At 67.8% G+C, this 22,096-nt stretch carries 22 protein-coding genes; 18 read left to right on the forward strand and 4 right to left on the reverse strand.

Going from position 1 to position 22,096, the window contains the following annotated elements:
• Window positions 1–53 precede the first annotated feature (53 nt).
• Window positions 54–728: a hypothetical protein gene (locus RMCB_RS30430; protein WP_407662157.1), complete on the reverse strand. Its 675-nt coding sequence runs from the start codon at window positions 726–728 to the stop codon at window positions 54–56.
• Between the two features lie 54 nt (window positions 729–782).
• Here RMCB_RS30430 and RMCB_RS30435 point away from each other — a divergent pair, with 54 nt between their 5' ends.
• The 11 genes from RMCB_RS30435 to RMCB_RS30485 all read left to right on the forward strand — a co-directional run bounded on the left by RMCB_RS30435 (window position 783) and on the right by RMCB_RS30485 (window position 12,494).
• Window positions 783–1,403: a PaaI family thioesterase gene (locus RMCB_RS30435; protein ID WP_062831728.1), complete on the forward strand. Its 621-nt coding sequence runs from the start codon at window positions 783–785 to the stop codon at window positions 1,401–1,403.
• Window positions 1,404–1,487: 84 nt separating this feature from the next.
• Complete coding sequence (thrS, locus tag RMCB_RS30440) at window positions 1,488–3,581, forward strand: threonine--tRNA ligase (protein WP_062831729.1); 2,094 nt, start codon at window positions 1,488–1,490, stop codon at window positions 3,579–3,581.
• Window positions 3,578–4,165, forward strand: a complete 588-nt coding sequence (locus RMCB_RS30445) for an ATP adenylyltransferase (RefSeq protein WP_029373215.1) — start codon at window positions 3,578–3,580, stop codon at window positions 4,163–4,165. Before thrS ends, RMCB_RS30445 begins: the two co-directional genes overlap by 4 nt.
• Window positions 4,162–4,833, forward strand: a complete 672-nt coding sequence (gene pgsA, locus RMCB_RS30450; RefSeq protein ID WP_029373216.1) for a phosphatidylinositol phosphate synthase — start codon at window positions 4,162–4,164, stop codon at window positions 4,831–4,833. Before RMCB_RS30445 ends, pgsA begins: the two co-directional genes overlap by 4 nt.
• Window positions 4,830–5,750: a phosphatidylinositol mannoside acyltransferase gene (locus tag RMCB_RS30455; RefSeq protein ID WP_029373217.1), complete on the forward strand. Its 921-nt coding sequence runs from the start codon at window positions 4,830–4,832 to the stop codon at window positions 5,748–5,750. Before pgsA ends, RMCB_RS30455 begins: the two co-directional genes overlap by 4 nt.
• A gap of 35 nt (window positions 5,751–5,785) precedes the next feature.
• Window positions 5,786–6,949 carry a glycosyltransferase family 4 protein gene (locus RMCB_RS30460; protein WP_062831730.1) on the forward strand — a complete coding sequence of 388 codons (1,164 nt, stop codon included), beginning with the start codon at window positions 5,786–5,788 and terminating at the stop codon, window positions 6,947–6,949.
• The gene (locus RMCB_RS30465; protein ID WP_062831731.1) at window positions 6,946–8,010 is read left to right on the forward strand and encodes an NUDIX hydrolase; all 1,065 of its coding nucleotides are present in this window, start codon (window positions 6,946–6,948) and stop codon (window positions 8,008–8,010) included. Before RMCB_RS30460 ends, RMCB_RS30465 begins: the two co-directional genes overlap by 4 nt.
• Before the next feature lie 64 nt (window positions 8,011–8,074).
• On the forward strand, window positions 8,075–8,986 hold the full coding sequence (gene pdxS, locus RMCB_RS30470; RefSeq protein WP_062831732.1) for a pyridoxal 5'-phosphate synthase lyase subunit PdxS: 912 nt from the start codon (window positions 8,075–8,077) through the stop codon (window positions 8,984–8,986).
• 9 nt (window positions 8,987–8,995) lie between these two features.
• A complete protein-coding gene (tesB, locus tag RMCB_RS30475) occupies window positions 8,996–9,844 on the forward strand; it encodes an acyl-CoA thioesterase II (protein ID WP_029372277.1) in 849 nt (282 codons plus the stop codon).
• Window positions 9,841–10,422, forward strand: coding sequence for a pyridoxal 5'-phosphate synthase glutaminase subunit PdxT (gene pdxT / locus RMCB_RS30480; RefSeq protein ID WP_062831733.1), 582 nt, complete (start codon window positions 9,841–9,843; stop codon window positions 10,420–10,422). The genes tesB and pdxT overlap by 4 nt, the downstream gene beginning before the upstream one ends.
• A 98-nt stretch (window positions 10,423–10,520) precedes the next feature.
• The gene (locus tag RMCB_RS30485) at window positions 10,521–12,494 is read left to right on the forward strand and encodes an ArnT family glycosyltransferase (protein WP_062831734.1); all 1,974 of its coding nucleotides are present in this window, start codon (window positions 10,521–10,523) and stop codon (window positions 12,492–12,494) included.
• 58 nt (window positions 12,495–12,552) lie between these two features.
• On the opposite strand, the gene RMCB_RS30490 is transcribed toward RMCB_RS30485, so the two are convergent.
• Window positions 12,553–12,921 carry a DUF4262 domain-containing protein gene (locus tag RMCB_RS30490; RefSeq protein WP_109784477.1) on the reverse strand — a complete coding sequence of 123 codons (369 nt, stop codon included), beginning with the start codon at window positions 12,919–12,921 and terminating at the stop codon, window positions 12,553–12,555.
• 122 nt (window positions 12,922–13,043) lie between these two features.
• Here RMCB_RS30490 and RMCB_RS30495 point away from each other — a divergent pair, with 122 nt between their 5' ends.
• The gene (locus RMCB_RS30495; RefSeq protein ID WP_029372283.1) at window positions 13,044–13,799 is read left to right on the forward strand and encodes a YebC/PmpR family DNA-binding transcriptional regulator; all 756 of its coding nucleotides are present in this window, start codon (window positions 13,044–13,046) and stop codon (window positions 13,797–13,799) included.
• A gap of 6 nt (window positions 13,800–13,805) precedes the next feature.
• Entirely contained in the window at window positions 13,806–14,222 is a 417-nt protein-coding gene (locus RMCB_RS30500; protein ID WP_062831736.1) for a hypothetical protein, read from the forward strand.
• A gap of 5 nt (window positions 14,223–14,227) precedes the next feature.
• On the opposite strand, the gene RMCB_RS30505 is transcribed toward RMCB_RS30500, so the two are convergent.
• Window positions 14,228–14,887 carry an NAD(P)H-binding protein gene (locus tag RMCB_RS30505; RefSeq protein WP_062831737.1) on the reverse strand — a complete coding sequence of 220 codons (660 nt, stop codon included), beginning with the start codon at window positions 14,885–14,887 and terminating at the stop codon, window positions 14,228–14,230.
• Window positions 14,888–14,986: 99 nt separating this feature from the next.
• Here RMCB_RS30505 and RMCB_RS30510 point away from each other — a divergent pair, with 99 nt between their 5' ends.
• The 5 genes from RMCB_RS30510 (at window position 14,987) to RMCB_RS30530 (ending at window position 18,308) form a co-directional block, all read left to right on the forward strand.
• On the forward strand, window positions 14,987–15,631 hold the full coding sequence (locus tag RMCB_RS30510) for a TIGR03085 family metal-binding protein (protein ID WP_062831738.1): 645 nt from the start codon (window positions 14,987–14,989) through the stop codon (window positions 15,629–15,631).
• 81 nt (window positions 15,632–15,712) lie between these two features.
• Complete coding sequence (ruvC, locus tag RMCB_RS30515) at window positions 15,713–16,270, forward strand: crossover junction endodeoxyribonuclease RuvC (RefSeq protein WP_029372290.1); 558 nt, start codon at window positions 15,713–15,715, stop codon at window positions 16,268–16,270.
• Complete coding sequence (gene ruvA, locus RMCB_RS30520; protein WP_062831739.1) at window positions 16,267–16,854, forward strand: Holliday junction branch migration protein RuvA; 588 nt, start codon at window positions 16,267–16,269, stop codon at window positions 16,852–16,854. Before ruvC ends, ruvA begins: the two co-directional genes overlap by 4 nt.
• 6 nt (window positions 16,855–16,860) lie before the next feature.
• Window positions 16,861–17,916, forward strand: a complete 1,056-nt coding sequence (gene ruvB / locus RMCB_RS30525) for a Holliday junction branch migration DNA helicase RuvB (protein WP_029372293.1) — start codon at window positions 16,861–16,863, stop codon at window positions 17,914–17,916.
• A 5-nt stretch (window positions 17,917–17,921) separates the two neighbouring features.
• The gene (locus tag RMCB_RS30530) at window positions 17,922–18,308 is read left to right on the forward strand and encodes a DUF1304 domain-containing protein (RefSeq protein WP_062831740.1); all 387 of its coding nucleotides are present in this window, start codon (window positions 17,922–17,924) and stop codon (window positions 18,306–18,308) included.
• A 133-nt stretch (window positions 18,309–18,441) separates the two neighbouring features.
• On the opposite strand, the gene car is transcribed toward RMCB_RS30530, so the two are convergent.
• Complete coding sequence (gene car, locus RMCB_RS30535) at window positions 18,442–21,930, reverse strand: carboxylic acid reductase (RefSeq protein WP_062831741.1); 3,489 nt, start codon at window positions 21,928–21,930, stop codon at window positions 18,442–18,444.
• Window positions 21,931–22,096: the final 166 nt, after the last annotated feature.

Genomic DNA, 22,096 nt, shown 5'->3' on the forward strand with positions numbered 1-22,096 from the left:
GCACGGCAACCCTGTAATGGGCATCGGGCAAGTGAACTGCCGTGCAGCCGGGATCAGACGTTCTGCTTCAGCAATTGGTCGCGGCGCTGCTTGGCCCAGTCGCCCATCTGAAACCCCGGCTGGTAATCGCACACCGAAAGCACCAGTGCCGCACGCGAAGTCACCGCCAAGCCGTAGTCACAGTTCCACCCCGGCCGCGTCATCGCCCACGTCAGCACGCCGTCGGCGGGCGTGGTCACCGCGTCGAGCCGCATGGCCCGCGACGGCCCGGTCGGCGAGATGCCCACGGCGTTGGTCGTGCACCCTGACACCGCGCTCGACCCGTCGCGCACCACCGTGGGAATGTCGAGATCCTCTTCGTAGGTGCTCACCGTCTCGGCCATCATCACCCCGCCCGAGGTGCGGTACCCGGTCTCGGCGTGATCGGCCGCGCCGGGCGGGACCAGAGGCGAACCCAGGAACAGGGTTGCCGCCGTGCACTCCTGGGGCTGCGCGGCGGTGAAGTAGCTCGTCCCCAGCGGTATCTGCGATGCGGGCCCGGCCGGTGTCCGGGTGCCCTCGGCCAGCAGCAGGGTCCGGGCCGGCACCACGGGATGGGACTGCGCGCGATTGGCGGCGCCGGACACCACGTCGGTGCAGCCGCTCAGCAGGCCCGCGGCCAGCACCGAGACGGTGACGACGCGCAGGTGCACCGTGCGCGGGGCGGCTGGAGGGTCGCTCAGTTTCACGCGAACCACCATGTCACCTCCGGGTCGGGGGACCGCACGCAATACGGTGGCGGGGTGTCCACCGACAGCGCGCACCCCGGCGGAGGGTTCAACCCGCCGGACCCCACGACCCGCGGCGGACCCGACTACGGCCGCTTTGTCGAGGCGGTGCGCACGCTGCAGGACCACGCCAAGGCCGCCGACGCGCCCGACGCGGTGATCTCCGAGGCCGCCGACCTGATCGAGAAGGTGTCGGCCCTGCTGGCGCCGTACGACGCCGACGAATGGAACTCGCCGTCGGGCAGGCGGATGGACCTGCCTAACCGGGGCAGCGTCTCGACGGTGCCGACGCAACTGCACGTCACCGCCGAGGGGCAGATCGCGGGCACGGCGTACTTCCGGCGGTTCCACCTCGGCCGCAACGGCGCGGTGCACGGCGGCCAGTTGGCGCTACTGTTCGATTCGCTGCTCGGATTCACGGCGGCGAAATTGACCCGCAACCCATACCAGCGCACGGCCTACCTGCACGTCGACTATCGCAAGATCGTGCCGATCGAGAAAGAACTGCAGGTCGAGGCGGGTGTTGACCGTATCGAGGGTCGCAAGATCTTCGTCGTCGGACGGCTCCGCGACGGCGAGGACGTGCTCACCGAGGCCGAGGCGCTGTTTGTGCGGCTCAAACCTGGGCAGCCTTGACCCCATCGGGCTCGGGGCGCGGGTGGCCCCACCGATAGCATGGTCGCGATCGTATTGCGCCCCGCAACCATAGGAGAGTCCCCGATGAGCGCCGCCGCCAGCTCCGCCCCCGCAGCCCCGATCCGGGTCGCTGCCGGGACCACCGCCGGGGCGGCGGTCCGCGAGGCGGGACTGCCGCAGCGCGGTGCCGTCGACGCCGTCGTGGTGGTGCGCGACGCCGACGGCCGCCTGCGTGACCTGTCCTGGGTACCCGACACCGACGTCGAGGTGACCCCGGTGGCCGCCGACACCGAGGACGGCCGCAGCGTCATCCGGCACTCGTGCGCCCATGTGCTGGCGCAGGCCGTGCAGGATCTCTTCCCGGAGGCGAAGCTCGGCATCGGGCCGCCCATCGTCGACGGCTTCTACTACGACTTCGACGTCCCGCAGCCGTTCACGCCCGAGGATCTGGAGAAGCTCGAGAAGCGGATGCAGAAGATCGTCAAGGACGGTCAGCTGTTCGACCGGCGGGTCTACGCGTCCAAGGACGAAGCCCGTCGGGAACTCGCGGGCGAGCCCTACAAGCTGGAACTGGTCGACGACAAATCCGGGGCCGACGATCCGGAGGTCATGGAAGTCGGCGGCGACGAGCTCACCGCATACGACAACCTCAACCCCCGCACCAAGGAACGGGTCTGGGGAGACCTGTGCCGCGGCCCGCACATCCCGACCACCAAGCACATCCCGGCGTTCAAGCTGACCCGCAGCTCCGCGGCCTACTGGCGGGGCAACCAGAACAACGCGAGCCTGCAGCGCATCTACGGCACCGCGTGGGAATCCCAGGAAGCCCTCGACAAGCACCTGGAGCTCATCGAGGAGGCGCAGCGCCGCGATCACCGCAAGCTCGGCGTGGAACTCGACTTGTTCAGCTTCCCCGACGAGTTGGGTTCGGGCCTACCGGTTTTCCATCCGAAGGGCGGCGTCGTGCGACGCGAGCTCGAGGACTACTCGCGCCGCAAGCACCTGGAGGCGGGGTATGAGTTCGTCAACACCCCGCACATCACCAAGGAGAACCTCTACATCACCTCGGGGCACCTGGAGTGGTACGCCGACGGCATGTTCCCGCCGATGCACATCGACGCGGAGTTCAACGAGGACGGTTCGGTCCGCAAGCCGGGGCAGGACTACTACCTCAAGCCGATGAACTGCCCCATGCACCACCTGATCTTCCGGTCGCGGGGCCGCTCCTACCGGGAACTGCCCTTGCGGCTCTTCGAGTTCGGCAGCGTCTACCGCTACGAGAAGTCCGGCGTCATCCACGGCCTGACCCGGGTGCGCGGCATGACCCAGGACGACGCGCACATCTACACCACGCGCGACCAGATGCGCGACGAGCTCACCCGGCTGCTGCAGTTCGTGCTGGACCTGCTGCGCGACTACGGCCTCGACGACTTCTATCTGGAACTGTCCACCAAGGACCCGGAGAAGTACGTCGGCTCCGACGAGATCTGGGAGGAGGCCACCAACACCCTGCGTGAGGTGGCCGAGGCCTCCGGGCTGGACCTGGTGCCCGACCCGGGCGGCGCGGCGTTCTACGGCCCGAAGATCTCGGTGCAGGTCAAGGACGCGCTGGGACGCAACTGGCAGATGTCGACGATCCAGTTGGACTTCAACATGCCCGACCGGTTCGAGCTGGAATACACCGCCGCCGACGGCAGCCGGCAGCGGCCCGTGCTGATCCACCGGGCGCTGTTCGGATCCATCGAGCGGTTCTTCGGGGTGCTCACCGAGCACTACGCCGGTGCGTTCCCGGCCTGGCTCGCGCCGGTGCAGGTGGTCGCCATCCCGGTGGCCGACGCGCACCTGGACTACCTGTATGACGTTGCCGCCCAGCTCAAGTCGCGCGGGATCCGCGTCGAGGTGGATGCCAGCGACGACCGGATGGCCAAGAAGATCGTCAACCACACCAACCAGAAGGTGCCGTTCATGCTGTTGGCGGGGGACAAGGATGTAGAGGCAGGCGCCGTCTCGTTCCGGTTCGGGGACCGTACCCAGATCAACGGTGTGCCGCGCGAGCAGGCATTCGACGCCATCGCCGAATGGATCGAGCGGCGTGAGAACGCGGTTCCCACAGCCGAATTGGTCAACGCGGTTACCGCGATGAGCGCTTGCGCGAAGAGCCAGGTAGCCCCGACGTGACGGATCCGGACGAGCGCACGATCGTCGACCACGGTGTCGGCGATCCCGACCATCTGCAGCGACTGTGGACCCCGCACCGGATGAGCTACATCGCCGATGCGGTCAAGGGCGACAACAAGGTCGGGTCGGCCGGGTCGTCTGAACCGTTCACCGACATCCCGGAGCTATCCGACGAGGACGGACTGATGGTGGCTCGCGGGCAGCAGGTGTACGCGGTGCTCAACCTGTACCCGTACAACCCCGGACACCTGATGGTGGTGCCCTACCGGCGGGTGTCGGAGTTGGAGGACCTCACCGCCGAGGAGAGCGCCGAGCTGATGGCGTTCACGCAGAAGGCGATTCGGGTGATCAAAGCGGTGTCCCGGCCGCACGGCTTCAACGTCGGGCTGAACCTGGGCACATCGGCGGGCGGTTCCCTGGCCGAGCATCTGCACATGCACGTGGTGCCGCGCTGGGGTGGTGACGCGAACTTCATCACGATCATCGGTGGCGCCAAGGTCATTCCGCAGTTGCTGCGGGAGACGCGGGTGCTGCTGGCCACGGAATGGGCCAAGCAGCCGGGTCCGGCGGGAGTGGAACGGTGAGCAACCTGTTCCTGATGAGCCGGGCCGCCTACGTCAAGCTGTCCCGTCCGGTGGCCAGGGCGGCGCTGCGCGCAGGCCTTACCCCCGACATCGTCACGATCGTGGGCACCGCGGGCTCGGTCACGGCCGCCCTGACGCTCTTCCCGATCGGCCAGCTGTGGTGGGGCGCCTTCGCGGTGTTCGTGTTTGTGCTCGCCGACATGCTCGACGGCGCGATGGCTCGTGAGCGTGGCGGCGGCACCCGGTTCGGAGCCGTGCTCGACGCCACCTGTGACCGGATCGCCGACGGGGCGGTGTTCGCCGGCCTGGCATGGTGGGCCGCCTTCGGGCTGGGCAGCCCGGCTTTGGTTGTCGCCACACTGATCTGCCTGGTGACCTCCCAGGTGATCTCCTACATCAAGGCCCGTGCCGAGGCCAGCGGCCTGCGCGGCGACGGCGGCATCATCGAGCGCCCCGAACGGCTGGTGATCGTCCTGGTGGGTGCCGGGCTGTCCGGGGTGCCGTTCCTCCACATGCCCTGGCTCGTCGACGTCGCGATGTGGCTGCTCGCCGTGGCCAGCATCGTCACCGTCGCGCAGCGCCTGCACGCGGTGCGCACCTCGCCCGGTGCCATGGAGCCGCTCAACCCGTCCCAACCCACCGAGTCGAACGAGCAGAGCGAACTGTGACGATCATCAGCCGGATCCCGCTGCGCGGACAGATGACCGACATGGGTTACGCGGCGGGCTGGCAATTGGTGCGCACCATGCCGGAGTTGGTGGCCCGCAACATGTTCGAAGCCGGCGCGTGGTACGCGTCGCTCGGTGGCGGACCCGAGCAACTGCGCAAGAACCTGGCGCGCGTCATCGGGGTGACGCCGGCCGAGGTGCCCGACGAACTCATGCGGGCATCGCTGGCGTCCTATGCGCGGTACTGGCGCGAGGCGTTTCGGCTGCCGTCGATGAACCTGCCTGCCGTCGCCCGGCGCCTCGACGAGGTGGTGGTCGGCGCGGACAAGCTCAAGGCCGGGCACGACGCCGGCCGCGGCGGCATTCTCGCGCTGCCGCACAGCGGCAACTGGGACATGGCCGGGGTGTGGCTGGTGAGCAAGTACGGCACCTTCGCCACCGTGGCCGAGCGGCTCAAGCCCGAGTCGCTCTACCGGCGCTTCATCGAGTACCGCGAGAGCCTCGGCTTCGAGGTGTTCCCGCTGTCCGGAGGAGAACGGCCACCGTTCGAATTGCTCTCCGAGCGCCTGCGCGACAACAGGTTCGTATGCCTGATGGCCGAGCGGGACCTCACGCGCAGCGGCGTCGAGGTCGACTTCTTCGGCGAACCCACGCGGATGCCTGCCGGATCGGCCAAGCTCGCCATCGAGACGGGTGCGCCGCTGTACCCGACGCACGTCCACTACGACGGGGACGACTGCGTCGTCGAGATCTTCGATCCGCTCGACACGTCCTCGGGTGACGTCGGGATCATCACGCAGGCGCTGGCCGATCAGTTCGCCAAGAACATCGCCGCGCACCCGGCCGACTGGCACATGTTGCAACCGCAGTGGATCGCTGACCTCTCCGATGAGCGCCGCGCCCGGTTGGGCACCTGATGAACGCGTGCGCGCAGAAGCGACGGATCTGAACCATGCGAATCGGGATGGTCTGCCCCTACTCCTTCGACGTGCCCGGCGGCGTGCAATCCCATGTGCTGCAACTCGCCGAGGTGATGCGGGAGGCCGGCAACGAGGTCAGCGTGCTCGCTCCGTCGTCGCCCCACGTCAAACTGCCCGACTATGTGGTGTCGGGCGGCAAGGCCGTGCCGATCCCGTACAACGGCTCGGTGGCCCGATTGAGGTTCGGGCCCGCCACGCACCGCATGGTCAAGAAGTGGCTGCTGCGCGGTGACTTCGACGTGCTGCACCTGCACGAGCCCAACGCGCCCAGCCTGTCGATGCTCGCGCTGAACATCGCCGAGGGACCGATCGTCGCGACGTTTCACACCTCGACGACCAAATCGCTGACCCTGTCGGTGTTCCAGGGCATCCTGCGTCCGCTGCACGAGAAGATCGTCGGCCGCATCGCCGTATCCGACCTGGCCAGGCGCTGGCAGATGGAGGCCCTCGGGTCCGATGCGGTGGAGATCCCCAACGGGGTCGACGTGGCGTCGTTCGCCGATGCACCGGTGCTGGACGGCTATCCGCGCTCCGGTCGCACGGTGTTGTTCCTCGGCCGGTTCGACGAACCTCGCAAGGGGATGGAGGTGCTGCTGGCCGCGCTGCCGCGGCTGGTCGAGCGGTTCGCCGACGTGGAGATCCTCATCGTCGGGCGCGGCGACGAGGACGCCCTGCGTGAACAGGCCGGCGAGCTCGCATCGCATCTGCGGTTCCTGGGCCAGGTCGACGACGCCACCAAGGCGTCGGCGATGGCCAGCGCCGATGTGTATTGCGCCCCCAACCTCGGTGGCGAGAGCTTCGGCATCGTGCTGGTCGAGGCGATGGCCGCGGGCACCGCGGTGGTGGCCAGCGATCTGGACGCCTTCCGGCGCGTGCTCGACGACGGCAGGGTGGGCCGGTTGGTGCCGGTGGATGACGCGGACGCTCTCGCCGACGGACTGATCGAGATGCTCGCCGACGACACCGCGCGGGCCCGGTATGTCGCGGCCGCCACCGAGTACGTCGGCCGTTTCGACTGGTCGGTGGTGGCCGGCGAGATCATGCGGGTGTACGAAACCGTCGCGGGATCGGGGACGAAGGTGCGGGTCGCCGGTACCCCGGCCAGGAGTGCCGCGGCCGGGGGTTCGGCTTCATGACCGCGGAGATCATCGTCGGCCTGCTGATCCTGCTGGTCGTCGTGCTGTTGCTGGTGGGGATGTGGGCCTTCCAGACGGCCAACCGGCTGGACCGGCTGCATGTGCGCTACGACCTCTCGTGGCAGGCCCTCGACAGCGCTCTTGCGCGCCGCGCCGTGGTGGCCCGGGCAGTCGCCGTCGACGCGTATGCGGGCAGCCCGCAGGGCAGACGGCTGGCCGCTCTCGCCGACGCCGCCGAGCGCGCACCCCGATCAGCCCGCGAAACCGCCGAGAACGATCTGTCGGCCGCGCTGGCAGCGGTCGACCCGGCCTCGCTGCCCGTGGCGCTGGTCGCCGAGCTGGCCGACGCCGAAGCACGGGTGCTGCTGGCGCGTCGCTTCCACAACGACGCCGTGCGCGACACCCTCGCGCTGCGCGAACGGCCCGCCGTGCGCACCTTGCGGCTGGGTGGCACCGCGGCGCTGCCGAGCTACTTCGAGATCGCCGAGCGCGCCGACGCGTCGGGCACCTCCGCGGGTCCCGTCAGCCGGCGCACGTCGGCGCGGGTGGTGCTGCTCGACGAATCCGGCGCGGTGCTGCTGCTGCGCGGCAGCGACCCGGCGATCGACGCGCCGGACAAGCCGGCGCCACGCTGGTGGTTCACCGTTGGCGGCGCAGTGCAGCAGGGGGAGGATCTGCTTGCCGCGGCGGTTCGAGAGCTCGCCGAGGAGACCGGCCTGCGCGTGGACCCCGCTGCGTTGATCGGACCGGTATGGCGCCGGGACGCGGTGATCGACTTCAATGCATCGGTGATCCGCAGCGAGGAGTACTTCTTCATCCACCGCACCGCGCGGTTCGAACCGTCGGCTTCGGGCCGCACCGCCCTGGAACGTCATTACATCCACGGCCACCGCTGGTGCGATGCAACAATGATCGCCGAGTTGGTCGCCGGCGGGGAGACCGTGTATCCGTTGCAGTTGGGTGAGCTCTTGGAGCAGGCGGTTGACCTGGCCGAACAGTCGTCTGACGGGCAGACGGGCACTCGGGCACCTGCGCGCCGCGAGCTGCAAGCCATCCGTTGATGCGGATTCCATGGATTTGGCAGCTCGATTAGACTGAATCAGTAGAAATCTGGAGGAGATAGCAGTGGAAACCGCGGTGCAGAACGGTGCAACGAATCAGACCGGTACCGCGCGCGTGAAGCGCGGCATGGCTGAGATGCTCAAGGGCGGCGTCATCATGGACGTGGTCACCCCGGAGCAGGCGAAGATCGCCGAGGCGGCCGGTGCGGTGGCGGTGATGGCCTTGGAGCGGGTGCCTGCCGACATCCGGGCGCAGGGCGGGGTGTCGCGCATGTCGGATCCCGACATGATCGAGGGCATTATCTCCGCGGTCACCATCCCGGTGATGGCCAAGGCGCGGATCGGGCATTTCGTCGAGGCGCAGATCTTGCAGGCCCTGGGTGTGGACTACATCGACGAGTCCGAGGTGCTCACCCCGGCCGATTACACCAACCACATCGACAAGTGGCGCTTCACGGTGCCGTTCGTGTGCGGGGCGACCAATCTGGGTGAGGCGCTGCGCCGGATCACCGAGGGGGCGGCGATGATCCGCTCCAAGGGTGAGGCCGGTACCGGGGATGTGTCGAATGCGACCACCCACATGCGCAAGATCGGTGGTGAGATCCGGCGGCTGACCTCGATGAGTGAGGACGAGTTGTTCGTGGCGGCCAAGGAGTTGCAGGCCCCGTATGAGCTGGTGGTGGAGGTGGCCAAGGCGGGCAAGTTGCCGGTCACGCTGTTCACCGCCGGGGGCATCGCGACCCCGGCCGATGCGGCGATGATGATGCAGCTCGGTGCCGAGGGGGTGTTCGTGGGCTCGGGCATCTTCAAGTCGGGCAACCCCGCTGCGCGGGCGGCGGCGATCGTCAAGGCCACCACGTTCCACGACGACCCCGACGTGCTGGCGAAGGTGTCGCGCGGCCTGGGTGAGGCAATGGTCGGCATCAACGTCGACGACATCCCACAGCCCCACAGACTCGCCGAACGCGGCTGGTAAACACAACAGGTGGCAATTGAGGAGATCCTTGACCTCGAGCAACTCGAGGTCAACATCTACCGCGGTGGCGTGTTCAGCCCGGAATCGGGCTTCCTGCAGCGCACATTCGGCGGTCACGTAGCCGGTCAGTCGCTGGTCTCCGCGGTACGGACCGTCGACCCGCGGTTCCAGGTGCACTCACTGCATGGCTATTTCCTGCGGCCCGGTGATGCCCGCTCGCCCTCGGTGTACCTGGTGGAACGGATTCGCGACGGCGGCTCGTTCTGCACGCGCCGGGTCAGCGCGATCCAGCACGGCGAGACGATCTTCTCGATGTCCGCGTCGTTCCAGACCGATCAGTCGGGGATCGAACATCAGGACGCGATGCCTGAGGCGCCGCCCCCGGACGACCTGCCCGGATTCCGGTCCGGGGGAGCGTTCGACGATGCCGGGTTCGCCCAGTTCGCCGAGTGGGACGTCCGGATCGTGCCGCGCGACCAGGTGCACAAGCTGCCCGGCAAGGCGTCTCAGCAGCAGGTCTGGTTCCGCCACCGCGACCCGCTGCCCGACGACCACGTCCTGCACATCTGCGCGCTGGCGTACATGAGCGATCTGACGCTGCTCGGCTCGGCCCAGGTGAACCACCTCGATGTGCGCAAGCATCTGATGGTGGCTTCGCTGGACCACGCCATGTGGTTCATGCGCCCGTTCCGCGCCGACGAATGGCTGCTGTACGACCAGTCGTCGCCGTCGGCGTGCGGGGGACGTTCGCTGACACAGGGCAAGATCTTCAACCGCTACGGCGAGATGGTGGCGGCCGTCATGCAGGAGGGGCTGACTCGCTACGCGCGGGATTTCACGCCTTCGGAAGGAAAATGACCAAACACGTAGGAGTGCTCGCCCTTCAAGGCGACACGAGGGAACATCTGGCTGCCCTGCGCGCGGCAGGAGCCGACGCGAGCACAGTGCGTCGGCTCGCCGAGCTCGATGCGGTCGACGCTCTGGTGATCCCCGGCGGGGAATCCACCGCAATGAGTCATCTGCTGCGCGAGTTCGATCTGCTCGAACCGCTACGGGCGCGGATCGCCGAGGGTTTGCCCTGCTACGGGTCGTGCGCGGGAATGATCCTGCTGGCCACCGAGATCACCGATGCCGGCGTCGAGGGGCGTGCCGCGGTGCCGCTCAAGGGTATCGACATGACCGTGCGCCGCAACGCGTTCGGCCGTCAGGTGGACTCCTTCGAAGGCGACCTCGACTTCGAGGGCCTCGACACCCAGGTGCACGCGGTGTTCATCCGCGCGCCGTGGGTCGAACGCGTGGGTCCCGACGTGCAGGTGCTGGCCCGGGCGGCCGAGCACATCGTGGCGGTGCGTCAGGGGCCGATGCTCGCGACGTCGTTCCATCCCGAGATGACCGGCGACCTGCGCATCCACAAGCTGTTCGTCGACTCGTTGTGACGGCCCTTACAATCCGCTGACCTGGGGCTATGGCGGGACACAGGAAGTCCCCGGCGGATACATAGGTTCGGCAAATCGGGGCAGGTCTTAATGGTCGTGTGACAACGACTCTTGACGAAGATCCCGCTGCCGTCGAGCCCGGTTCGCCGCCGCGCAGGGTTCGCTGGGATCTCGCGTCGGCCGAGCGGCTGGCGTTACCGGTACTGCTCGTCGGCACCGCGCTGGCCTACCTGTGGAACATCACCATCAACGGGATGGGCAACGAGTTCTACGCCGCCGCGGCGCAGGCCGGCTCCAAGAACTGGGAAGCCCTCCTGTTCGGGTCGCTGGATTCCAACAACTTCATCACCGTGGACAAGCCCCCGGTGTCGCAGTGGGTGATGGCGCTTTCGGGTCAGCTGTTCGGCTTCAGCAGTGCGAGCATGCTGATCCCCGAAGCACTCATGGCCGTCGGTGCGGTGTGGCTGCTGTATGCGGCGGTCCGTCGGATCAGCGGGCCCCGTGCCGCGCTGCTGGCCGGCGCCGCGCTGGCCTTGATGCCGGTGACGGCGCTGATGTTCCGGTTCAACAACCCCGACGCGGTGATGGTGCTGTTGATGACGGCGGCTGCGTATTGCGCGGTGCGCGCCCTGGGGCGGGATGGCGCACGCGAGGAGCAAGAACAGCATGGCGCACGCGAGGAGCAAGTACAGCATGGCGCGCGGTGGATGGCACTCGCCGGCGTCGCGCTCGGCTTCGCCTTCCTCGCCAAGATGCTCGAGGGGCTGATGGTGATGCCGGCAATCGGCCCGGTGTACCTGATCGCCGCCCCGGTCACGATGCGCCGTCGGTTGCTGCACCTGCTGGGCTCGCTGGTCGCGTTCCTGGTGTCATCGGGCTGGTTCGTGCTGCTCACTCTGCTCTGGCCGGCGTCGTCGCGGCCGTATCTCGCCGGTTCGACCGACAACAACTTCATGAACCTGGTGCTGGGCTACAACGGGTTCGGCCGCGTACTGGGCCACAATCACTACGGCATGCAGCCGGGCGCCCACCCGGCGCCCGATCCGACGAGTGGCCCGGGCGCTGCTGCCGCCCAGCACCACGGCGGTTTCGGTGGCTGGGGCAACCAGGTCCAGGGCCTGCCACGGCTGTTCACCGGCGAGTTCGGTTTCGAGATCGGCTGGCTCGTGCCCGCGGCGCTGCTCGCGGTGGTGCTGGTGCTGGTATCGCGCGGGCGGGCGCCGCGCACCGACATCGTGCGGGCCGGGACGATCCTGTTCGGCACCTGGCTGGTGATCGACGGTCTCGTGCTGAGCTTCATGAAGACCAACGTGCACCCGTACTACTGCCTGTCCCTGGCACCTGCCGTCGCCGCCATGTTCGCGATCGGCATCCACGAGATGTGGCGCCGCCGCGCCGACCGGTTGGGGCAGATCGGTTTGGTGGCAATGCTTCTGGGAACCGGAGCGTGGAGTTTCTGGATCCTGGGCCGCAATGCGTCCTGGCTGCCACCGCTGCGGTGGGCCATCCTTGCAGTGGCCGTGCTGGCCACGGTGGCTCTGCTGTGGGGACTGCGCGCCGGCAGCCGCGGCGTCGCGATCGCCGCACTGGCGGCGGCACTGGTCGGCGGGTTCGCCGGCACGACGGCGTACACGGTCGCGACCCTCGGTCAACCGCACACCGGTGGCGGCCCGAGCGTCGGACCGGCCGATCCCGACGACAACCACGGGCACGGCTGGTTCACCGACAACCCCGGCGTGGATTCGATGCTGCGGGGCACGAACACCAAATGGTCGGCGGCCATCAACCGTTCCTCGGCAGCGGCGAACCTCGAATTGTCCACCAACACCGCGGTGATGGCGATCGGTGGCTTCACCGGTAGCGACCCGGTGCCGACGCTCGAACAGTTCCAGGCCTACGTCGCGGACCGGCAGATCACCTACTACATCCTTCCGGAACCCAAGGACCACGGCGGTGGCTTCTTCGGCAACAATTCGCACTCTGACATCACCGACTGGGTGAAGGCGAACTTCACCTCGACCAAGGTGGGTACGGACACGGTCTACGACCTGAGCGCCCCGCTGAAGAAATAGCGAAGTTCGGCACAGTCGACGAATTGACGTGCCGGTTGGTCCTATTCCGTCGCCGGCGCTATCGGCGCCCGGATGCCCAACACAGGTTGCCTACGTCGGCCGTGGCCCCACCCGGGATCGAATTCAACAGCCGGGCGGCCGCGTGCGCCGCCATCCCGGTGATGATGAGCTCCGACAGTCCATGCCGGTGCAATCCGACCGTGTAGCAGAACGGTCGCTTGTCGCTTTGGACGCTCTGCACGGCCCATCCGTGATCATCGATCGTCGCGCATAGCCCGTCGAGGTACTCCTCGATGGTGCCGTTGGGGTTGTCGCATTGCCAGCACATTGGCGCCGCCTCCTGTCGTGGGTTGCGGCCAGCATGCGCCGGCCCGCCGACAAGTGCCGCCGGGCAGCCGTGGTGGTGGCGCGCTACCACCCCGCTCATGCGTCGACGACGCACCGCACGCCGAGGTCCGGCAGCCATACAAGGGCCCGTCCGCACGGAAGCTGGCGTCGGCCCACGTAGAATGGGCAGCCGGAGTTTCACCAGAAAGAGGGCGTACCTGCATGAGCGGCCATTCCAAGTGGGCCACCACAAAGCACCAGAAGGCCGTCAAAGACGCGCGCCGTGGCAAAGAATTCGCCAAGCTGATCAAGAACATCGAGGTGGCCGCGCGTACCGGCGGCGGTGACCCGGGCGGAAATCCCACGCTGTACGACGCCATCCAGAAGGCCAAGAAGACCTCGGTGCCCAACGACAACATCGAGCGGGCCCGCAAGCGAGGTGCAGGCGAAGAAGCCGGTGGCGCCGACTGGCAGACCATCATGTACGAGGGCTACGGACCCAACGGTGTCGCGGTGCTCATCGAGTGCCTGAGCGACAACCGCAACCGGGCCGCCGGTGAGGTGCGGGTCGCCATGACCCGCAACGGCGGCAGCATGGCCGATCCCGGCTCGGTGTCCTACCTGTTCTCCCGCAAGGGCGTGGTGACGCTGGAGAAAAACGGCCTGACCGAGGACGACGTGCTGATGGCCGTGCTCGAAGCCGGTGCCGAGGAGGTCAACGACCTGGGCGACGCCTTCGAGATCGTCTCCGAGCCCTCTGACTTGGTCGCGGTCCGCACCGCGCTGCAGGACGCCGGTATCGATTACGACTCGGCCGAGGCCAGCTTCCAGCCGTCGGTCACCGTCCCGGTGGATCTCGACGGCGCACGGAAGGTGCTCAAGCTGGTCGATGCGCTTGAGGACAGTGACGACGTGCAAGAGGTGTACACCAACGTCGACATCCCCGACGATGTTGCCGCAGCCCTCGACGAGGAGTAGCCGGTAGTGGGGGCCGTTCGCGATCCCCAGAATGTGAAGTGGACGGTGCGCCGGCGGTGGCTGCCGTGGCGCCCGCGCCGAAAGATGCCGGAAGACTGGGGTGTCGGTGACATGTCCCTGTCCGACGGTGACGATGTGATCAGCATCGTGCTGAACATCGCCGTGCTCGTGCTGTTGATTCCCGTGGTGTTGCTGGCGGTGCTGGTCGCCGCCGAGTTTCTGCTGCTCTTGCTGCTGCTGCCGCTGTGGGTGCTGGCCCGGTCGCTGTTCGGCACGCCGTGGATCATCGTCGTGCGCCGTCAGCACAAGATCGTCGTCGAGGAAGCCGTGCGCGGCTGGCGCGCCACCAACGACCGGATCGAACAGCTCAAGTCGGCCATCGCGGCCGGCGAAGCGGGCCCGGCCGCCGCGTCTGCCGCGTAGACCCCCTAGCCGATCGCGGCGACCGCCGCCGCGATCGGGGCCTCGCCGGAGATGACCTCGAACGTCTTCCCGGCTGTCGCCGGCGCGTCCAGAACAGCCAGCAACACAGCGGCCACGTCGGCTCGGGGGATGGTGCCGCGCCCGGTGGATTCCGCGATCCGTACGACGCCGGTGCCCGCATCGTCGGTGAGCCCGCCGGGCCGCACGATCGTGGTCCGCAGCCCGGGACGGGCGCGCACGTTCGCGTCGGCGTCGGCTTTGGCCCGCATGTAGGCGCGGAAGACCTCGTCGTAGCCGTCATCGAGGGTCCGGTCGTCGGCGGCGAGCGCGGAGATCATCACATACCGCTGCACCCCGGCGGCCTCGGCCGCGTCGGCCAGCAGGATGGCCGCGTCGCGGTCGACGGTCTCTTTGCGGGCCGCGCCGCTACCCGGCCCGGCACCCGCGGCGAACACCACCGCATCGGCGCCGCGTAGTTGGTCGGTGACCTCTTCGACCGAGGACTGTTCCAGGTCCAGCACGACCGCTCGGGCGCCTGCGGCTTCGAGGTCGTCGCTCTGGGCCGGGTTGCGGATCAGTCCGGTCACCGAGTCACCGCGCTCGGTCAGGAGCTTTTCGAGGATCAGGGCGATCTTGCCGTGTCCGCCTGCGATCACGACGTGCATGGTGCAACCTCCGATGAGTCGTGCTGCCGGCGAGCAACAGCAGGGGCGGCCGGAATGAGCCCAGCCTGCCATACGTCCTCGTCGCTAGACTTCGGCGACATGGCAGGCGTTGTGCGGTTCGACGCCGTCGAACGGGAACGTCTGGCCGACCTGATCGACGAGCTCGGTCCCGATGCACCCACCCTGCTCGGGTCGTGGACGACGCGCGATCTCGCGGCTCACCTCGTCCTTCGCGAGCGCGACCTTCTCGCCGCGCCGGGTCTCGTCGTGCCGGGTGCGTGGGCCCGATGTGCCGAGCGGCGACGAATCGCACTGTCGCGCAACGATTTCTCGTCGCTTGTCGCGTCGATACGATCGGGACCGCCTCGCGGGTTCTTCCGCATCGGTTGGGTGCGAAACCTCGCATCACTCAACGAGTTCTTCGTTCACCACGAAGATGTGCGACGGGCGATCGGGCTCGGACCTCGCGCGAACTCGCCGGAGATGGATGCGGCACTCTGGCGAAACGTCCGGCGCTCCGCGAGATTTCTTGCGCGTCGGGTGCGGCGTCTCGGACTCGAGCTGGAGTGGGCCGGAACCGGCGCGCGGGTGACGGTCAAAGGCGGGCCGCTCGCTGTTCACATCGCTGGACCGCCGGGTGAACTGCTGTTGTATCTGTTCGGTCGGCAGGGCGCGGCGCAGGTTGACATCAGTGGGGCCGCCGAGGCGGTCGAGATGCTCCGCGGTGCGCGCCTCGGCATGTAGGTGTGCATGGTGTGTCCCTGCCGCACCCGGTCGGTGGCCCGCGCTAGGCTCTCGAACAGATGTTCTGACGAAAGGGTTCGCGTGCGGGTGATGGGAGTGGATCCCGGGTTGACGCGGTGCGGCCTGTCGGTGATCGAGAACGGGAAGGGCCGGCAGGTCATCGCGCTGGATGTGGACGTGGTCCGCACCCCGGCCGATGCGCCGCTGCAGAAGCGGCTGCTCACCATCAGCGACACCGTCGAATACTGGATGGACACCCACCGGCCCGACGTGATCGCCATCGAGCGGGTCTTCGCGCAGCAGAATGTGTCGACGGTGATGGGCACCGCCCAGGCCGGTGGCGTGATCGCGCTGGCAGCCGCGCGCCGGGACATCGACGTGCACTTCCACACGCCGTCCGAGGTGAAGGCCGCGGTCACCGGCAACGGCCGGGCTGACAAGTCTCAGGTCACCGAGATGGTCACGAGAATCCTTGCACTGCAAGCCAAACCGACCCCCGCCGATGCGGCTGACGCGCTCGCGCTTGCGATCTGCCATTGCTGGCGAGCACCCATGCTCGCGCGGATGGCCGCCGCGGAGGCGCTCGCGGCCGAGCAGCGCCGCAAGTATCAGGCCCGGCTCAAGGCGGCCCGGGCATGATCGCATCGGTCCGCGGCGAGGTCATCGACATCGCTCTCGATCACGCCGTGATCGAGGCTGCTGGTGTCGGCTACAAGGTCATGGCCACCCCGACGACCCTGGCGAACCTGCGTCGGGGCACCGAGGCACGGCTGATCACCGCGATGATCGTGCGCGAAGACTCCATGACGCTCTACGGGTTCGCCGACGGGGATGCGCGGGATCTGTTCCTGACGCTGCTCGGGGTGTCCGGTGTCGGTCCGAAGATCGCGCTCGCGACGCTGGCGGTGTACGACCCGCAGGCGTTGCGTCAGGCGCTGGCCGACGGCGACGTGACGGCGTTGACCCGGGTGCCCGGTATCGGCAAACGCGGGGCCGAGCGGATGGTGCTGGAGCTGCGCGACAAGATCGGGGCCGTCACGCCCGGTGCGACGGGCGGCGTCGGCGGTCACGCGGTGCGCGGTCCGGTGGTGGAAGCCCTTGTCGGCCTTGGTTTTCCGGCCAAACAGGCAGAAGAGGCCACCGACAAGGTATTGGCCAACGACCCGGAAGCCACCACGTCCAGTGCGCTGCGTTCGGCGCTGTCGATGCTGGGTAAGAAGTAGACGTAGATGGGTCGATTCGACGATACCGAGGAGCCCGACGATCGCGAGGTGACGCCGGCGCTGACCGTCGGCGAAGGTGATATCGACGCCAGCCTGCGGCCCCGTTCGCTCGGCGAGTTCATCGGTCAGCCGCGGGTGCGCGAGCAGTTGCAGCTGGTGCTCGAAGGCGCCAAGAACCGCGGTGGCACACCGGATCACATCCTGCTGTCCGGCCCGCCCGGCCTGGGCAAGACGTCGTTGGCCATGATCATCGCCGCGGAACTGGGCTCGTCGCTGCGCCTCACCTCCGGTCCCGCGCTCGAGCGGGCGGGTGACTTGGCGGCCATGCTGTCCAACCTCGTCGAGCATGACGTGTTGTTCATCGACGAGATCCACCGCATCGCGCGCCCCGCCGAAGAGATGCTGTACCTGGCGATGGAGGACTTCCGCGTCGACGTCGTCGTCGGGAAAGGCCCTGGAGCCACGTCGATTCCGCTGGAGGTCGCGCCGTTCACCCTCGTCGGCGCGACCACCCGGTCCGGCGCGCTGACCGGCCCGCTGCGGGACCGGTTCGGGTTCACCGCGCACATGGATTTCTACGAGCCGGTGGAGTTGGAGCGCGTGCTGGCCCGCTCGGCAGGCATCCTCGGCATCAATCTCGGCGCGGAGGCCGGGGCCGAGATCGCGATGCGTTCGCGGGGCACGCCGCGCATCGCCAACCGGCTGCTGCGCCGGGTCCGTGACTACGCAGAGGTACGTGCCGACGGCAACATCACCCGCGACATCGCCAAGGCCGCCCTGGAGGTCTACGACGTCGACGAACTGGGTCTGGACCGGCTGGACCGGGCGGTGCTCTCCGCGCTCACCCGCAGTTTCGGCGGTGGGCCGGTGGGAGTTTCCACATTGGCCGTGGCGGTCGGGGAGGAGGCCACCACCGTCGAGGAGGTGTGCGAACCGTTCCTGGTCCGTGCCGGGATGGTGGCGCGCACCCCGCGGGGCCGGGTGGCGACGCCGCTGGCCTGGACGCACCTCGGCATGCAGCCGCCGATAACCGGCCTGGGCCAGGCCGGGCTGTTTGAATAGTCGTCATGGTCATAGCCGGTCTGGTTTTCGCCGCCCTCGCCGCGGTTCTGCACGTGTACATCTTCGTGATGGAATCGCTCACCTGGACCTCGCCGCGCACACGCGCGACCTTCGGTACCACCGCGGAAACCGCGGAGATCACCAAGGAGCTGGCGTTCAACCAGGGCTTCTACAACCTTTTCCTGGCCATCGTCACAGGCATCGGCATCCTGGCAATTGCCTTGGGGCACAATGCTGTCGGCGTGGCCCTGGTGTTCGCCGGCGTCGGCTCGATGCTGGCCGCGGCGCTGGTTCTGCTGACCACCTCGCCGGACAAGGCCCGCGCCGCCATCACGCAGGGCATCTTCCCGCTGATCGCGGTGCTCCTCGTCGCGATCGGGGTCGCCCTCTAAGGCCGAGCAGACATGAAAGTCCGCGACACGCGGGTTTTCCGGTACCGCAGCGTCTGCTTGGCCAGAGACTGGTCGGCCGCGGTCCTGGTGGGACCGCGGCCGCTCAGGGGACCTTCCCTTGTGAGGAAGCGTGTTACAGCAGGCCGAGCTGCTGCAGGTTGGTGATGTATTGGACGATGACCGCGGGTGTCACATGCGGGATGTCCTTGTCGGGGCCGATCTTGGCTTCCTGCACGGCTTCCCGGAAGTGATCGGTCGGTGCGCCTGCGCCGAGCATCGGCCGGCTGGGCGTCTGGTAGTTGTGCAGCAGCGGCAGCAGTGAGGCCTGACGCTGCTTGTCGGGCAGTGCGCGCAGCGCGGTGTCGAACCGCTGCAGCCAGGTCGCGTAGTCGTCGATCCGGTGCAGCGGGTAACCGGCCTCGATGAGCCAGTCGACGAATTCGTCCATGCCGATGCCGTCGTCGTGCGGGTTCATCACGTGGTAGGTCTCGAAGCCGTCGGTGACGTGTACCCCGAGGGTGGAGATCGCCTCGGCGATGAACTCGACCGGAAGGCCGTCGTAGTGCGCCCGTTGCCGGGTGCCGTCGGCTGCCAATTCGTAGAACGATCCGGGCGCGATGCCGGTGGCCACCAGGCTGAACATCATCCGGGTGAACATGTCGGGCAGGTTCAGCTGACCCGAATAGGTGGTGTCGGCCAGGATCATGTCGCAGCGGAACACCGAGACGGGCAAGCCGCACAGGTCGTTGGCCTCGCGCAGCAGGACCTCGCCGGCCCACTTGCTGTTGCCGTAGCCGTTGGCGTAGGAGTCGTCGACCTGGCGCGTCGCCGAGATCTGCCGGATGTCGGCGTTCTCGACGAACTCACCGGGCTTGATGCCCCAACCGACACCGATGGTCGAGACATACACGAACGGCTTGATCTTGGTGGTCAGGGCGATGCGGATCAGCTCGGCGGTGCCCAGGGCGTTCGGGCCGAACAGCTGGCTGTAGGGCAGGACGTGGTTGACCAGGGCGGCCGGGTCGACGATCAGGTCGACGGTGTCGGCCAGGCGCTGCCAGGTCTGCTGGTCGAGTCCGAGGTTGGCCTCGCCCTTGTCGCCGGCGATGACTTCGAGGTGATCGGCGGCCAATTTCTGGTAGTGCGCAAGCAGTTTGGCGTCGCCGGTGTCGAAGATGGCGTCGAGCCGGGCCCGGGCTTCGTCGTCGCTCTTGGCGCGAACCAGGGCGATGACCTTGCCGTCGACCAGGTCCATGCGTTCCAGCCACTCCAGGGCCAGGTAGCGGCCCAGGAAGCCGGTGGCGCCGGTCAACAACACGGTGCGGACCTCGGTCGCAGCCTTGGGCAGTGACGGCGCGGCGGCGAGCGTGGCGGCGTCGATGAACTTGTCCAGCGTCAGGTCCGCCGCGTGGACCTCGGTCGCGTCACGCCCGTGCACCGACGCATACGTCGGCCGCTTCGAACCCTGCCGCTCGGCCTCGATGTAGTCGGCGATGGCCGCCAGATCGTTGGCCGGGCTGACGATCACGCCCACCGGCACGTCGACCTCGAAGATCTCGTGCAGCAGGTTCGAGAAGGTCAATGCCGAGAGCGAATCCCCGCCGAGATCGGTGAAATGAGCGTCGGACCGCAGGTCTGAGGTCGACGCGCCGAGCAGGGCGCCGGCCGCGCGGCTGACCGTGTCGAGGACGGGAGCGTGGGCACCGTGACGACGGAGTTCACGCAGCTCGTTGGCCTGCCCTTCGGCGAGGTCGGTGTAGAGCTGTTCGAGCCGTTCACCGTACTGCGCCTTCAGCTTCGGCCGGGCCAGCTTGCGGATACCGGTCAGCAGACCGTTCTCGAGTGTGAAAGGCGTTGTCTCGACCAGAAAATCACGCGGAACCTCATACGACTGGAGGTTCGCGGCGCGCGCTGCCTCCTGCAGGGAATCGCTGATGGCCTGCTTGGACACGCTTGCATCGGTGGGCACCACGACGGCCAGCAGGTACGCGCGGGCGCTGTTGCCGTACAGGTAGATCTGCTTCACCAGGGGGCTGTCACCGAACACGGCCTCGAGCTTGGACACCGTGACGAATTCGCCCTGCGACAGCTTGAGGACGTTGTTGCGCCGGTCCAGGTACTCCACCTGATCCGGGCCGACCTCGGCGACGATGTCACCGGTGCGGTAGTAGCCCTCCGCATCGAACATCTCGGCGGTGATCTCCGGGCGCTTGTAGTAGCCGGGGAACATCTGCTCGGATTTGACCAGCAGCTCGCCGCGCGGATGCGGCCGGTCGGTGCTCAGGTAACCCAACTCGGGCACATCGGCCAGTTTGTAGTCGATCACTGGCGGGCGCTGGATGTGCCCGTCGACGAAGACCGACCCTGCCTCGGTCGAGCCGTAACCCTCCAGCAGGTGCATCTCCAACAGGCGCTCCACCCAGGCCTTCATCTCGGGCGAGATCGGCGCGGACCCCGTCATCGCGGAGACGAACCGGCCACCCAGCAGGTCCTGGCGCACTTCGGCGAGCACCTGCTCTTCAACACTCGCACGCGCAGAGACATCGGCGGCGCGCTGATCCAACCGGCTCTGATACTCCTGGAACAGCATGTCCCAAATCCGCGGCACAAAGCTGAGCTGCGTCGGGCGGACCAGGGCCAGGTCCTCCAGGAAGGTCGACAGGTCGCTGCGGGCGGCGAAGTAGGCGGTGCCGCCGGAGCTGATGGTGGCGTACAGGCTGCCGCGGCCCATCACGTGGCTCATCGGCATGAAGTTCAGCGTGATCGCCGGCAGCACGCTCTGGTTCTCATCCCAGCTCGCCTTGGACGCGATGCGCCACATGGTGGCGACCTTGCTCTCCGGGTACATCGCCCCTTTGGGGGTTCCGGTGCTACCCGAGGTGTAGATCAACAGGGTCAGCGGGTTTGCGTGCCCGGAGACGTACAGCGGCGCGTCGGCGAGGCTGCGGCCGCGGTCGAGCACGTCGGCGAACGCCTCGACCTGGACGCCGGTGCCTGCCAGCGCGGCCTTGGCGGCCTCGAACGCCTCCCGGTGGTCGTCGACCTCGGGGCGGTAGTCGAACACCACCAGACGCGCCGGGGCGGGTCCGGCCTGGACCAGGGCGACGGCGTCGTCGATGAAGTCGACGCTGGAGGCGATGACCTTGGGTTCGGTTTCGGTGATGATCGGTTGCAGCTGCGCGACGGGAGCGCTGGTCTGCAGCGGGACCGAGACCGCGCCGAGCTCGATGAGCGCGACGTCGATGGTGGTGTAGTCCACGCTGGTGAAGCCGAGGATCGCGACGCGGTCGCCGGGTTTGACGGGATGGTTGTGCCAGGCGTTGGTGACGGCCTGGATGCGATCGCCGAGCTGGCGGTAGGTGATGGTCTCGAAGCGCGGCAGCAGCTGGGCCGAGGTGCGGCCGTTGGCGTCGGTCACAAGTTCGGTGGCGCGGGCGCCGAGGGCGGGACGGTCGGCGTAGCCGGCCATCACTTCTTTGACGAGGGCGGGCAGGCGCAGGCCGGGGCGGTCGACGGCGGTGCTGACGGCCTCGTCGGGACGTGCGGCGGCAAACTGCGGATCATTGGCATAAAGGGCGGCGAGTCGGTTCTCGAGCCGCTCTTCACGAGTTTCGTTCGACATAATCAAGTCCCCTGAGCAAATCAAATCTTGTGGTAACAGACGCTCGACGCGTCTACCAAATACTACGTTAGTAAAACTAATTATATTTCGACAGTCCAGCCCGCGGCGCTGCGAGATGCGTCACGCCGCGTCACCGCCTCCCGACGCGACAACGCCCCCGCCCGGG

The organism is Mycolicibacterium brisbanense (genome assembly GCF_001570425.1).
Lineage (GTDB): Bacteria > Actinomycetota > Actinomycetes > Mycobacteriales > Mycobacteriaceae > Mycobacterium > Mycobacterium brisbanense.